The 13,176-nt window shown below is 65.6% G+C and carries 10 protein-coding genes and 2 pseudogenes; 10 read left to right on the forward strand and 2 right to left on the reverse strand.

The genetic code is table 11. From position 1 onward, the window contains the following. Window positions 1–182 precede the first annotated feature (182 nt). The 10 genes and pseudogenes from SY91_RS35485 to tssJ form a co-directional block, all read left to right on the forward strand. Window positions 183–433, forward strand: a pseudogene (locus SY91_RS35485) (DUF6396 domain-containing protein); the annotation flags it as partial. A 6-nt stretch (window positions 434–439) separates the two neighbouring features. After that, on the forward strand, window positions 440–787 hold the full coding sequence (locus SY91_RS35490) for a hypothetical protein (protein ID WP_313771545.1): 348 nt from the start codon (window positions 440–442) through the stop codon (window positions 785–787). 148 nt (window positions 788–935) lie between these two features. After that, complete coding sequence (locus SY91_RS17185) at window positions 936–1,184, forward strand: PAAR domain-containing protein (protein WP_034174908.1); 249 nt, start codon at window positions 936–938, stop codon at window positions 1,182–1,184. A gap of 211 nt (window positions 1,185–1,395) precedes the next feature. Continuing rightward, a complete protein-coding gene (locus SY91_RS17190; protein ID WP_023474967.1) occupies window positions 1,396–2,409 on the forward strand; it encodes a hypothetical protein in 1,014 nt (337 codons plus the stop codon). Window positions 2,410–2,429: 20 nt separating this feature from the next. Beyond that, a pseudogene (locus SY91_RS17195) lies at window positions 2,430–5,924 on the forward strand (ImcF-related family protein); the annotation flags it as partial. 231 nt (window positions 5,925–6,155) lie between these two features. After that, window positions 6,156–7,676, forward strand: a complete 1,521-nt coding sequence (gene tssA / locus SY91_RS17200; protein WP_313771544.1) for a type VI secretion system protein TssA — start codon at window positions 6,156–6,158, stop codon at window positions 7,674–7,676. 88 nt (window positions 7,677–7,764) lie between these two features. Further along, window positions 7,765–8,133 carry a DUF805 domain-containing protein gene (locus tag SY91_RS17205; RefSeq protein WP_185921277.1) on the forward strand — a complete coding sequence of 123 codons (369 nt, stop codon included), beginning with the start codon at window positions 7,765–7,767 and terminating at the stop codon, window positions 8,131–8,133. A 40-nt stretch (window positions 8,134–8,173) separates the two neighbouring features. Next, on the forward strand, window positions 8,174–9,988 hold the full coding sequence (gene tssF / locus SY91_RS17210; RefSeq protein WP_006479539.1) for a type VI secretion system baseplate subunit TssF: 1,815 nt from the start codon (window positions 8,174–8,176) through the stop codon (window positions 9,986–9,988). Then, window positions 9,985–11,130 (forward strand): type VI secretion system baseplate subunit TssG, encoded by a 1,146-nt coding sequence (tssG, locus tag SY91_RS17215; protein WP_043886636.1) that lies wholly within the window; start codon window positions 9,985–9,987, stop codon window positions 11,128–11,130. Before tssF ends, tssG begins: the two co-directional genes overlap by 4 nt. 118 nt (window positions 11,131–11,248) lie before the next feature. Then, window positions 11,249–11,779 (forward strand): type VI secretion system lipoprotein TssJ, encoded by a 531-nt coding sequence (gene tssJ, locus SY91_RS17220; protein ID WP_185921278.1) that lies wholly within the window; start codon window positions 11,249–11,251, stop codon window positions 11,777–11,779. Between the two features lie 149 nt (window positions 11,780–11,928). Here the strand turns inward: tssJ and catC are convergent, their stop codons facing one another. Further along, window positions 11,929–12,219: a muconolactone Delta-isomerase gene (gene catC, locus SY91_RS17225; protein WP_006479534.1), complete on the reverse strand. Its 291-nt coding sequence runs from the start codon at window positions 12,217–12,219 to the stop codon at window positions 11,929–11,931. Window positions 12,220–12,262: 43 nt separating this feature from the next. Next, complete coding sequence (gene catA / locus SY91_RS17230; protein WP_023474963.1) at window positions 12,263–13,165, reverse strand: catechol 1,2-dioxygenase; 903 nt, start codon at window positions 13,163–13,165, stop codon at window positions 12,263–12,265. Window positions 13,166–13,176: the final 11 nt, after the last annotated feature.

The following is a 13,176-nucleotide window of genomic DNA, read 5'->3' on the forward strand; positions in this document are numbered from 1 at the left end:
AATTATTGGCGCCTCACGACAAGGCGCCCGATATCGCTCGACTGATGCGCCAGTGTGCCGCTGATCAAGGGCACGGCCGCGCTGCTTACGAGTTAGCGATTCACCTATCGTATATAGGGAGGTCCCACGACGCAGTGCTAGCGTATCAGAAGGGGGTGGCCGCAGGGGTCAGTGGGACGGCCATGAATCTTGAGCGCGCATTCCTTGCGCCCGAATCACTAGATAAGCGATTCGCGCTCGACGTGCCAAAAGATCCCGAGCGCTCACGTCGCTATCAGTTAATCGGTGAATTTCTGGACAACAACACGCTGGCCAACCCGAAAGTCCCGGACGTTGACCAGATTGTCCCGCTGCCACCGGCGAAGCTCCCCCGTGGGACGGCACGTTCGAATGGGAAAAGCAACGCGCTCAAGTGCCACCCAAGCCGTCGGACGAACTGATGAACCGATTGGCAAAGGAAAAGCATCTGGATCCAGCAACGGGATGGCCGCTATCGGCAGACACCAAGACTTCACAGACATCGGCGCCGGACGAAGTGGTCGCTCGACTGCTGCTGGGCGCCACGGCGCGAACCGGGACGCGCTGCCCCGAAGGCGGGGTCTGGTGTGCGCAGCTTCGCCCGGGTGTTCAGGCCGAGGCGACCCGGACTTTCGCAAAGGGCGAAGTGTTGCCGATGATCGATTTCTACGAGCCGCGTGCGCTGGCCTGGCTTGATCGCGTGATGGGCGAGCGTCGCCTGACGACCGAGGTCGTATGGAAGCTCGCGGCCTACGAGGACAAAGTATGAAAACGCGAGTTCGAACAGGCAATGTCCACGACGAAATGTCGATCCGCTTACCTATGCGGCTGTCTCGTGCGGGTTTCAACGCCCTGCATCCAGCCTTCGAAAGACGATGCCGTCTCGCATATTTTTCCAACTACAAGATAGTCAGGCCATGATCGATCTTATACGTCTCGGCGACGCGACGGACCACGGCGGAGCAGTCATCACCGCGTCGAATTCGATGCACTTCGACGGCAGGCGCGTCGCCCGAAAAGGCGACGAAGTGTCGTGCCCGAAGCACGATATCCGCCCCAATCTCATCATCGAAGGCGACGACACGATGCTGGACGATGGCGTGCCGATCGCACGGCATGGCTATCGCGCGATGTGTGGATGCCGTCTGATTTCGAGTCTGGTGTGAGAGGGCGTCGATGCCGGTGGAACTTCCCGAACTCGACCCTCCCGACGTCCCGCCGAGGCCACCGCGCGCAAGCGTCTGGATCGGCTTGTTGGTCGTGGTCATGATCGTAGGCGCAGCCCTGGCTTTGTGGACATGGCCTAAAGGCGAGCCCTCCGATTCCGCCTGGTTTTGGGTGCGTGTATTCGGATTGCCCGCGTTGACGTGGTGCGCAATGTTCGGCCTGCGCCTGCACTACTACGACGAGCAGATGCAGCGGCGCCAGGCCGAACGCGATGTCCGCGCTGTCGAGCGGGAAAAGAAGCTGCGGTTTGCGCGCGAGCCGCTCGCTGTGCTGGCCTGCACGTATCTGATTGCGCCGGGCAGTACTGCGGTCGCCAGCAAGATTGCGGGCGGGAAGCTTGCGTTGAGTGCGCGCACGTCCGCTGCGGGCATCGCCGCGATTCGTCACACCGCATTGGAACTGAACGAGAGCAAAGAAATGCCCGGGCGCTACCAGGCGTGTTTTAACGCATTGCTGGAACAAATTGCCGGTGCCGTGATGGCCGTGCCGACGAGGGTGCCGTTCAGTGTTCAATTGCTCTTGCCCGCCGATGCCGACCACGACGATCTCCTCGATACGTGGCATTCGTGCTGGGTTGCAAACAACCTTCGGCCGGCACCGGCGAAGCGGCTTTCCATTGAACAGGGCGTGATGATTGTCGATGAATGGCTGGACATCCGGGGTGGGCCCTCCCTCGAATGCGCGACGTTGTTCGTTTCCGTGCAACTGCACGACAACCCGCCACAGTCGAGCGCCGAGGCTGCGGTCGGCATGCTGCTTGCGTGGGCGCCGCTTGCCGAGCGATATGGCCTGACGGCCCGTGCGCTCCTCCATCGGCCGGTGGAAATGGGCGCGTCCGGACTGGATGCAGCGCTGTCCGAGGTATTGCTCTGGGGTGAAACGACCGCGGCCGAAATCAACGACCTCTGGCAGGCCGGCGTGCCCGGTCGGGACCAGCGGGCATTGCTTCAGGCCGCCTCGGACGCGAAGCTGGGTGTTTCGCAAACGGCAGGACTGTCGGGTGTGCACGACGTCGATCTGGCTATCGGCCATTCCGGCGTGAGCGCGGGCTGGCTCGATCTCGCGCTCGGAATCGAGCACGCGATACAAACCGGCGCCCCTCAACTCATGGCATGGCACGAAGGTGCGCTGCGATTCGCGGTCGCCCGTATTCCACGCGCATAAATAGCAACGGTAGCTTACGCATGTTCATTCGCAAGATTCTGGGGTACTGGATTCTCGTACCGGCGATCACCGGGTTCATCGCGCTCCTCGTGTACTTCAAGGGAGCGGATCTTCATCCGTTGCCGTCTTACCGTGTCGGCGTCGTCGTCTTGATCGGCCTGGTTGTGCTGTTGGCGCGGGCTCCGCTAACCTGGGCGTGGAGACTGGTCGCACGGCAAGCGTCCGACCGGTCGGCGAACCGGCATGATCGCGACCCGGCTGCCCGGGTCGGCGCGGAACGTACCGAAGCGTCGGCGGATCTCGGGTCGTATCGCGCCCGGAGCCTTCGGGAGTCCTTGCGTGATCGCCACGGCTGGCGTTGGCGCTACCGGGATCGCTGGGTACTCGTGGCCGGGGACGAACCGATCGTCAATCGCCTGGCGCCAGGTCTCTCGGATGCCGGGTATGTCGTCCGTGGCGACACGGTGTTGCTGTATGCCAGACAAAGCGGCAATGCGCTCGATACCAGCTGGCTCGACCAAATCCGCCGCCTGCGCCGCCGTCGCCCGATCGATGCAATCGTCGCCGTGACGCGTAACCGCAGCTCGGCCCATGCGCCGTTCGACGCCGACACGCTCTCGCAGCGGCTCGCCCGTCACGCGCGCGCGCTGCGCTGGGCCGCACCCGCGTATCTGCTCAACGTCACCGACTTCGGCGACGAAACGTCGAGTCCCGACGAGGCGATCGGCTTCACGTGGGCGAACGCGCGCGTCAAGGCCGACGAGATCGACGCGTCGTTGCACGACCTCGCTTTCAACCTCGCGGACGCCGGCGTCGTCCGTTTGACGAAGAACGCTCGCGACCGCTATCCCGCCGAGCTGTCGCGGCATATTTCCGATCTGCGCGGCGCCTTGTCGGGACTGGTGCTGCAAACCGCCCGGTCCCGCGTCTGGCGGCATGCGGTTCACGGCCTGCTGTTCGCCCCGCTGTTCAAGGAGCGAGAGCTGACGCCGCCGGCGTCCGGCAACGCGGATGACGACGCTTCACCGCTCGGCCCGCAACACCGGACCATCTGGCAGATGGTCGCCGAGCACAGCCACAAGATCCACGGCCGCCGGGTCGGCTTCTCGCTGTCGACGACGGCCGCATGGCTGGCCACGACCCTGATTGGTTTGTGGATCGTCGGCACGATGGTGTCGGGCTTCACGAACCGCGCGACGATTCAGGCCGCCGGCGATACGCTCACGAAACTGGCGGGCGCGCAGGACCGCACCCAGGCGATGCTGACGCTGGACAGTCTCGACAAGCAGATCGACACGCTCGAAGCGCATCGACGCGACGGCGCACCCTGGTCGACCCGCTTCGGCCTGAACCGGGACGGCGCGCTGCTCGACGCGCTGTGGCCCGGCTATGCCCACGCCGCGAGCCGCATCCTCGTCGCTCCCATTCGGCAGAAGCTCGAGGAACGTCTGCACGAGCTCGGGTCCCTGTCGGACGCGGAAATCGCCAGCGGCGGCAACACCCGGGTACAGGCCGCCTACGACACCCTCAAGGCCTACCTGATGCTCGCGAAGCCCGAGCGTGCGGTCGCGGCATTCCTGACGCCGCAACTCGTCGCAACGGCGGCGCCCGCGCGACCGCTCAACTCGCCGTTGCCGTCGGGCGCCTGGGAGGACCTGCGCCAGCACACGCTCGCCTTCTTTGCGAGCCATCTTGGCCGCGGTGTGTTGCCGGCGGTCGCCCCGAATCCCGGCCTCGTCGCCGCGACCCGCCAGACGGTCATTGGCGTGCGCGGCATCCAGAACTCGACCGACGCCGTGTACCAGCAGATCCTCGACGACGCGAAGGCCAAATATCCGCCCGTGTCGCTCGCGACACTGCTCGGCGACACCACGAGCCGCGGCCTGTTCAACACGGCGGCCACCGTGCCGGGCGTGTTCACGCGCGCCGCATGGGACGAACGCATCGCGAAGGCGATCGACGAAGCGAGCGAGCGGCACGATGCGGCAGGCGACTGGGTACTCTCCGACGTGAAGGCGGACAACCAGGCTTCATCGACGCTGAAAGCCGACCTGCGCCAACGCTATTTCGACGATTACGCGCGTGCCTGGGCGCTGTTCCTGAACAGCGTGCGCTGGCAACCCGCCGCGACGCTGTCGGCCACGGCCGACCAGCTGACGTTGCTCGGCGACCCGCAACGCTCGCCGCTCGTCGCGCTGATGAATGCGATCGTCTATCAGGCGAGCACGGGCGGGAATGTGCAGTCGCTTGCGGACGATCTGATCAACAAGGCGCAGCAACTGGTCGGTGCGAACGAGCAGGACCCGTCGAAGCAGGCCCCGCCGCCGCTTGCGCCGCTCGCCGCTGCCTTCGGCCCGATCCTGCGCCTGACCGGTAGCGATCTCGTTTCCGCCGCCCCCGCCAACGGCAAAGCCGCCGCGCAGCTTGCCGCCACGGGCGACCTCAGCCTTGCGCGCTACCTCGAGCGGGTCACGGCCATGCGCCTGAAGGCGTCGCAGATCGCTTCCGGTGTCGATCCGGACGCGATGGCACGTCTGGCTGCGCAGTCGGTGCTGCAGGGCAAGACATCCGACATCGCCGACAGCCGCGACTACGCGAGCCGGCTGGCCGCGAGCCTCGGCGAGCAATGGTCGGGTTTCGGCGAACTGTTCCGCGCGCCGTTCGACCAGTCCTGGCAGGTCGTCGTGCGGCCGGCGGCCGCGAGCCTGAACGAGATCTGGCGCACCGCGATCGTGGCCGACTGGAACAAGGCGTTCGGCGGCCGCTATCCGTTCGCCGATTCCGACAACGACGCGTCGCTGCCGGAAATGGCGCGCTTCATGCGCCCGGACAACGGCGTGATCACGCAGTTCGTCGCGACGCAGCTGGCCGGCGTCGTCGAACGGCAGGGCGACCGTTGGGTGGCGGCGCAGGGCGCCGACCACGGCGCGCTGACGATCGATCCGGGCTTCCTCGCCAGCCTGAACAAGCTCACGCGCGTCTCGACGGTGCTGTTCCCGTCCGGCGACGCGCGTGTGCGCTACGAGTTGCAGGCGGCGCCGACGCCGGGTGTCACCGACATGCGGTTCGTATTGTCCGGGCGTGAACTGCACTACTTCAACCAGAAGCAGGAGTGGACGCCGTTCGAGTGGCCGGGCCAGTCGCTGGAAAACCTGTCGCGCATCGAATGGCAGACGGAGCAGGGCGGCTTGCGTACCGCGCTGGATGCGCAGGGCCGGTTCGGCCTGATCCGGCTGCTCGAGCGCGCGAAGGTGGCGCAGCAGGACGGTGCGCGCTATCTGCTGACGTGGACGCCCGATACGAGCCAGGGGATTCCGCTGAAGGTGCAGTTGCGCAGCGAGGCGGGCGCGGGGCCGCTGGACGTGCTGCAGTTGCGCAACTTTGCATTGCCGACGCGGGTTTTCGTGACGAGCGCGGCAAGCGGTGGTCCCAGGCTCTCCACCGTGAATCCGCCGCCATTGCCGCCGTCGGCGATCGCGGCGGCGAAACATGCCGCGACGCCGTTGCCGCCGGGACTGCCTGACGGATTGACGGTATCGGATGAAACGCCGCCGGCTGCTGCGGCAAACGCGGTCGATCGACCCGCCGCACGCGGTGCCGCCATGGGCAGCGCGTCATCCGGGCATGTACCGCCGCGGGCCACCGCATCGCTGGCGACAACGTCCGCGTCCGCGGAGTCCCGATCCGCGCCGTTAAATTTCGTCAAAACGCTCGTCGGCGGAAATCGCGACGCGTCGCTCACAAAGGTGCGTGGCGACACGTGGGATGCTTGGCTGCAACCGCTCGCGGGCGATTCCGGTGTCGGTCGCGACCCCGGCTACGAGGACGCGTTCTTCGAATTGCGGGATGAAACGCAAAAGCTGTCCGGCATCGATGATGGGCTGATCGTTCGCTCCTGCGAGCAACTGATCAAGGAAACCGGCAAGGATCTGCGTCTGGCGGGCTACTTCGCATTCGCTCGACTTCGGCAAGACGGCCCCGCCGGCTTCGCGGACGGGCTCGAGTTGGCGGCCACGCTCGTCGACCGATTCGGCGAGGCGATGCTGCCCGCGCGCGCCGAGGCGAAGAAGGGCGCGCTCGAGATGCTGGCGACCACCCGCATGATCGAGCTGCTGGACAGTCGCGGCGAATTCGCGCCCGCCGATCTCGAACGCTCGCTTGCCGCGCTCGACGTGCTGGTGGCCGGCACGAGCGCGTGGCCGGAAGCGGCGCGCCCGAACCTGCAGCCGCTGATCGCCCGTTTCGCGCGCAAAGACGAACCGACTCGTGGGAGCGAACCCGAGATCGCCATGCCGTCCTCGTCGGCGGCCGCATCCGGTACGCCGGGCGCGATTGCTTCCACGCGCGATCTGCTGGATCAGGCGCGCGCGATGGCGGTGTGGCTTCGCGATCAGGAAAACGGCTATCTGCCGTCGGTGCGGATCGTGCGCAGCGCCCGCTGGGACACGCTGCACGAGGTGCCGCCGGCGGACGCGGCATCGCATACGCGCCTCGTGCCGCCGCGCGGGGAATTGCGCCAGCAGATGAAGCGGCTCGTACTGCAGAAGCAGTGGCACGAACTGCTCGAACGCGTCGAAGGCGCGTTCATGGAAGGCGCCAATCACTTGTGGTTCGACCTGCAGTACTTCCAGCATGTCGCACTCGACCACGTCGGCGCGCCGTATCACACATGGCGCGAACTGCTGCGCGCGGATTTCGCGTTGTTCCTCGAACGCTTGCCGGGCATCGAGCGGCTGGCGTTCAACGACGGCACGCCGTTCGCCGACGATACGACGCTCGAATGGATCGCGCGGCACGCGGTCGTACGCGACCTCGAAGCGGGCGAAGCCGTTGCGCCGCTGCCCGTGTCGGCCGGGAGCGTTGGCGATATCGCCGGCGACTGGCCGGAAATCGAGGCGCAGGCGCGCGACGTGGCCGCGCGCGAAGGCATCGAAGCCGCATTCGCGTGGCTCGAAGCGCTGCCGGGCATGAGGACCGATCGTCACCGCTATCTGCAACGGCTGGTGATGGCGCGTCTCGCCGATCACGCGGGGCGTCCCGATACGGCGCTCGCGCTGCTTGCCGAGCTCGACACGTCATCCCGGTCGCTGCCGCTGATGCGCTGGGAGCCTGCGCTGGCGTTCGAGGTCAAGCAGCAACTGGTCCGTTCGTTGAAAGCGATGAGCAACCGCAAGGACGCCGACAAACCGGCGCTTGCACGCCGCATCGGCGAATTGCGGGCGGAACTGACAGCGCTGGACCCGTCCCGGGCTATCACGCTCTCATGAAGTGCTTGACTTGGGAAGTCGACGCGCGAGAAAGCACTCCCTTACGGGAGCACACGACCTGAAGGTCGCACTATTGGAGGTAATACACGTGATTGAATGGATTAAAAGGCGATCTACCCCTCGGGGGCGGGCCACTCGGCGCGAATATGCGGCAACCATGTTTGCAATCGCATTCATGCTTTTCGTAATCAAGATATTCAGGCTGAATTGGCTCGGTTATGAATTCCTGCCGAACTTTATCGGATTCACGGCCATTTGCTTTGTGATCTGGGTTGGAGTCGCAACGCAGGTCCGTCGACTGCATGACGCCGGTTTGAGCGGAAACTGGGCATGGCCAATTTTCTTCGTCCCGTTTGGCGCAGTAGTCGGCATGGTGTTTTCATTGATTGCGAAGCCAGATCAATTTAAAAAGAGTTCTATGGTCCAGAGTCACGTGGCAACAAATCCGCGTGAGTGATGATCGGATGGCGACGTTATCGAGTTTATTGCGAGTAAAGATGGAAAAAGACGACCCGATCCTGCGCTATTACGAAGCGGAGATGCGCTATCTGCGCGAGTCCGGCAAGGAATTCGCGAAGGCGCATCCCGACCGCGCGCGCCTGCTCAACCTCGATCGCGTCGGCGATCGCGATCCCTACGTCGAGCGGCTGTTCGAAGGCTTCGCGTTCCTGACCGGCCGGCTTCGGCAGAAGCTCGACGACGAACTGCCGGAACTCACCGAAGGGCTCGTCAGCCTGCTGTGGCCGCACTATCTGCGGATGATCCCGTCGCTGGCGGTGGTCGAGCTGATCCCGCTCGCGGAAAAACTGCAGAAGACCGAAGTGGTGCCGGCCGGCGTGCCCGTGCGTTCCGCGCCGATTGCCGTGCCGCCTGCGGCCGGCGCCGAAGGCACGACACCGAAAACCGTGCAGTGCCTGTACCGGACCACGCAGGCTGTCACGCTGCAGCCGCTCTCGATCACGCATGCAGGGCCGACCGTGCGGCATGACGGCCGTTCCGTGATCCGGCTCGGTTTCGCGCTTCATGGATCGGCGCTGCGCAACGAAACGGATCTGTCGCGGGTGCGCCTGCACCTGAACGCGGACCTGCCGACCGCGTTCGCGATGCATCTCGCGCTCACACGACAGGTGGACGCGGTCCACTGGCGGATACCGGAAATCCGCGACGGCGAAGCGGTGCCGCTCGCCGGCGTGACGATCGAGCCAGCCGGCTTCTCGACCGAGGAGCGGCTGTGGCCGAAGCCCGACGCGGCGTTCTCGGGCTACCAGCTGCTGCTCGAGTACTTCACGTTCCGCGAAAAATTCCTGTTCGTCGACCTGTGCGGACTGGACATCGCGAAACTGCCCGAAGGGTCGACCCGCTTCGAGCTGGAGCTCGTGCTGAAGCAGGCTTATCCGTCGGACCAGCGGTTCGGCGCCGAGAACGTGCGCCTTTTCTGCAGCCCGGTGATCAACCTGTTCGAGCTGGATGCGGAGCCGATCGAGATCGACCATCACGATACCGAATATCGCGTGGTGCCGGCCGGCCATCAGGGCGAGCACGTCGAAACCTATTCGGTCGATGCGATCGCGACGTTCGATCACGACTCGGCCGAGCGTTACGAATACGTGCCGTTCGCGACGTTCCGGCACCGCGGCGGCATGCTGCGGCACGAGGCGCCGGAGCGTTATTTCCATACGCGTGTGCGGCCGGGTGTGTCGGGCCTGCACGAAACCTGGGTGATTCTCGGCGGTCACGCGTGGGAGACGATGGACACGCTGCCCGAGGAAAGCCTGTCGCTGCGCGTGACGGGCACGAACGGCCTGTTGCCGCGCAAGGGGCTGCGGGAAGCGAGTCTCGACGAGCTGGCGGCCAGCACGCCGAACGTCGCGGGCGTGCGCAATCTCGTGTCGCCGACGTTGCCGCTGTATCCGCCAACCGAAGACCGTTTCCAGTGGCGCGTGCTGTCGCACCTCGCGCCGAACTTCCTGTCGATGATGAACGCAGAAGTGTTGCGCGGGGCGCTCGCGCTGTACGACTGGACCGACGACGAGCTGAACCGCCGGCGGCTGGCGGGCATTCTGTGGGTCTCACAGGAATTGCTCGAGGAAGTAACCGGTGGCTCGGTCGAGCGGGGCGTGCTGATCGAGGTGACGCTCGATTCGCATGCGTTCGCGGGCGAGGGTGACGTGATGCTGTTCGGCGAGTTGCTGCATCGCTTCTTCGCGCAATACGCAGAGATCAACCTGTTCACGAAGCTGTCGATCATCAGCCTGCCGTCGCAGGCCCGGACCGTGTGGCCGCGCAGCAAGGCGCAACGGGCGCCGCTATGAAGCCGTACGCCCCGCAAGATGTCCCCTCGGGGGACGCGTTGCCGAATCTCGAGCCGCTGGTCGCGTCGCTGCTCGCGCGCGCGCCGCGCATGAACTTCATGCAGCTTTGCAGGTTGCTCGAGGTGCGTGTGCCTGACTCGCCGGGCCTGGGTACGCGGGATACGGCCGAGCACGAGCCCGTGCGCTTTCGACCGCGTCCGCGCGTCGGCTTTCCGGCGGGAGAAATCTCGGCGGTAGAGTTTGACGACGAGCGCCCCGATGTGCCGCCGACCGTACGCACGACGTTCATGGGCCTGTATGGCGTCGACGCGGCGATGCCGCCGCACATGATCGACGAGATCGTGTTGCGCGAGGAGGGGCATGAGGTCGTCGAAGCGTTTCTCGACCCGTTCAATCACCGGTACGTCACGCTGCTGTACCGCGCGTGGAAGAAATACCGCTACCCGGAAAGCTTCCGCCCGGGCGGCAGCGACGTGCATTCGCGCAACCTGCTGTGCCTGGCCGGCTTCGGGTGGGGCGACAAGCCGCGGCGCGCCGGCCTGCCGGATTCGCGGTTGCTCGCGCTGCTGGGGCTGCTGATCCAGCACACGCGCACGCCCGAAGGCCTGGCGGGCGTCGTCGCGCTCGCCGTACCCGGCATCGGGGTGCGCGTCGACGAGTTCTTTCCAGTCGGCACGCGTGCCGGACAGCCGCAGCCGCTGACGTCATCCGGCAGGTTTGCCGGTTCATCGGAAGCGGGCATGCGGCGGGGCCTCGGAGGCGGCTACGTGCTGGGCAAGCGGATGGCCTATCGCAGCCGCGCGGTGCGCTTGACGCTGCGACCGGTGGATGCGCAGCAGGCCCACGATCTCCTGCCTGGCGCATGGCTGCATCGTGAGCTGATGGCGTTCGTGCAGCTGTATGTCGGTGTCAAGGCCGACGTACACCTGCGCATGGAGCTGTCGTCGCGTCACGCGCCGAAACCGGCGATCGGTCCGACGCAGGCCGATCAGGCGCCGCGCCTAGGATGGACGACCGTGCTGCCCGCCGACGAGGCGCGTCAGATCAACATTGCGCTCGGCGTGTACGAAGCGTTTCCGGCGCCCGGGCCCAATCCACACCTTACTGCCCTGCATGTGCGAACGGAGAACATGGGCTGCTAGCTGAAGGCCGACGTTCTTTCCCTGGCGCAATCATCGAGAGCATTTATCCCGGATTCGCATAGGTCTACCGACGCAAGACTCGAAGGTTATTCGTTACATGACTATTTCAGGAACGTTGATGACACGCCGTTTCGTTACTTCAACCCTCGCATCCGTCACGCTGCTGTCGGGCTGCGGCGCTTGGCAGACTGTCTCGGATGCATCGTCGGACGCCTATCGCGCTGTTTTCTTCAAGCAGGTCAAGGTGCTCAACATCGACCTGTCCGCGCGTGAGGCGCTGAATCCGGACGATGCCGGCCGCCCGACGTCGGTCGCGGTGCGCGTGTACCAGCTCAAGGACCGCAAGATGTTCGATGGCGCCTCCTACGACGACTTGCTGAAGCACGACCGGACCGTGCTCGCGCAGGATCTGCGGGCCGACATGGCGACGGCCCTGAACCCGGGCGCCGCCGCCAGCCTCTCGCAGCCGATGCAGCCTGATACGAAGTATGTCGCGATCGTCGCTTTCTACCGCAATCCCGGTAGCGGCGACGGCTGGAAGGTCGTGATCGAGAAAAAGAAGCTCGACGCGGACAAGCCGTTGAAACTCGAGCTGGTCGACCAGCTTCTGCTCGCGGCCGGCGGCGCGTCCGCGAAGGCGTCCCGATGATGCCGGCAGGCTGAACGCGCGACGGCCCCGACGATGCGATTCGATTTCGCGGCCGTCAACGTGAAACAGGGCGGCCCGGGATGAAACCGCGGGCCGCCCGTACAGCGCGCTGCCGAGGCGGCAACATGGCGGCCTCGGCGACGTCTCGCCTACCGATCGTCGTCCCGCACCGAAGACGGATGCCGGCACAGCGCCCGCACCTCCATCTCCATATACGGAAACAGCGGCAACTGGCTCAGCACGTCATGCAGCTGCTGCACGCTTTCGACGTCGAAGATGCTGACGTTCGCATACTGCCCGGCGATTCGCCACAGATGGCGCCAGACGCCTTCGTTCATCAGCCGCTGGCACATCGCCTTTTCTTCGGCCTTCAGCGTGGCCGCCTTCACCGGGTCCATGTCCGCCGGCAGGCGAACGGTCATTTCCACATGAAACAGCATCCTGCACTCCTTGCGTTGTCGATTCGTCGAACGGGAAGGGCGCTCACGCCTGCGCGCGGGCCCGCTCGACTTCGCTGCCCGGCACGTCCTGCTTGTCCTTGAGCAGCGAGAAGTCGAAGTCGATCAGCGCGAACTGCCCGTCGACGCCGTACGGCTTGCCTTCCGCGCCCTCCGCCTGCCTGACCGGCGGGATCAGCCCGTCGCGCGTCGCGAATGCGAAGTCGTCCCACAGATGCGGATCGCCATCGATGTTGATCTGCGTCGTCAGCTTACGATAACCGTCCGCCGAAACGAAGAAGTGGATGTGCGCCGGACGATGGCCGTGGCGGCCGAGCTGGTCGAGCAGTTGCTCGGTCTTGCTGCCCGGCGGCACGCTGTAGCCGACCGGCAGCACGCTGCGGAAGCTGTAGCGGCCTTCGGCATCGGTGCGGATCGAGCGGCGCAGGTTGAACGCGGGCTGCGACGGGTCGAAGTACGAGTAATTGCCCAGATGGTTCGCATGCCACACCTCGACCAGCGCGTTCGCGAGCGGTGCGCCGTCCTGGCCGAGCACCCGGCCGCGCATGACCAGCGTCTGGCCCGGATCGGTGCCGTCGTCGAGCCGCGCGTGGCCGACCGATTCCGGCGCGCCGGCGACGTACAGCGGACCTTCGATCGTGCGCGGCGTGCCGCCCTGGATACCGGCCTTTGCCTCGGCTTCGTCCATCCGCACGTCGAGGAAGCGTTCGAGGCCGAGGCCCGCGGCGATCAGCCCGAATTCGCGGCCGGCTTCGTTCAGGTAGTTCAGGGCCGTCCAGAATTCGCTCGGCTGCACGTCGAAGTCCTCGATCGTGTAGCAGATGTCCTTCACGATCCGGTTGACGATCGCGCGCACGCGCGGGTTGCCGGGCTTCTCGGCGGCGTCGTCGAAGGTCTTCAGCAGGGCGTCGATGGCTTGCTTGTTCATCTGTGTCTCCG

The sequence above is a fragment of the Burkholderia cenocepacia genome (assembly GCF_014211915.1).
Classification (GTDB): domain Bacteria; phylum Pseudomonadota; class Gammaproteobacteria; order Burkholderiales; family Burkholderiaceae; genus Burkholderia; species Burkholderia orbicola.

Coding starts and splice junctions, on each gene's coding strand:
- SY91_RS35490 (WP_313771545.1), top strand. CDS start 440: ATGAACCGATTGGCAAAGGAAAAGCATCTGGATCCAGCAACGGGATGG.
- SY91_RS17185 (WP_034174908.1), top strand. CDS start 936: ATGATCGATCTTATACGTCTCGGCGACGCGACGGACCACGGCGGAGCA.
- SY91_RS17190 (WP_023474967.1), top strand. CDS start 1,396: ATGTTCGGCCTGCGCCTGCACTACTACGACGAGCAGATGCAGCGGCGC.
- tssF (WP_006479539.1), top strand. CDS start 8,174: ATGGAAAAAGACGACCCGATCCTGCGCTATTACGAAGCGGAGATGCGC.
- tssG (WP_043886636.1), top strand. CDS start 9,985: ATGAAGCCGTACGCCCCGCAAGATGTCCCCTCGGGGGACGCGTTGCCG.
- tssJ (WP_185921278.1), top strand. CDS start 11,249: ATGACACGCCGTTTCGTTACTTCAACCCTCGCATCCGTCACGCTGCTG.
- catC (WP_006479534.1), bottom strand. CDS start 12,219: ATGCTGTTTCATGTGGAAATGACCGTTCGCCTGCCGGCGGACATGGAC.
- catA (WP_023474963.1), bottom strand. CDS start 13,165: ATGAACAAGCAAGCCATCGACGCCCTGCTGAAGACCTTCGACGACGCC.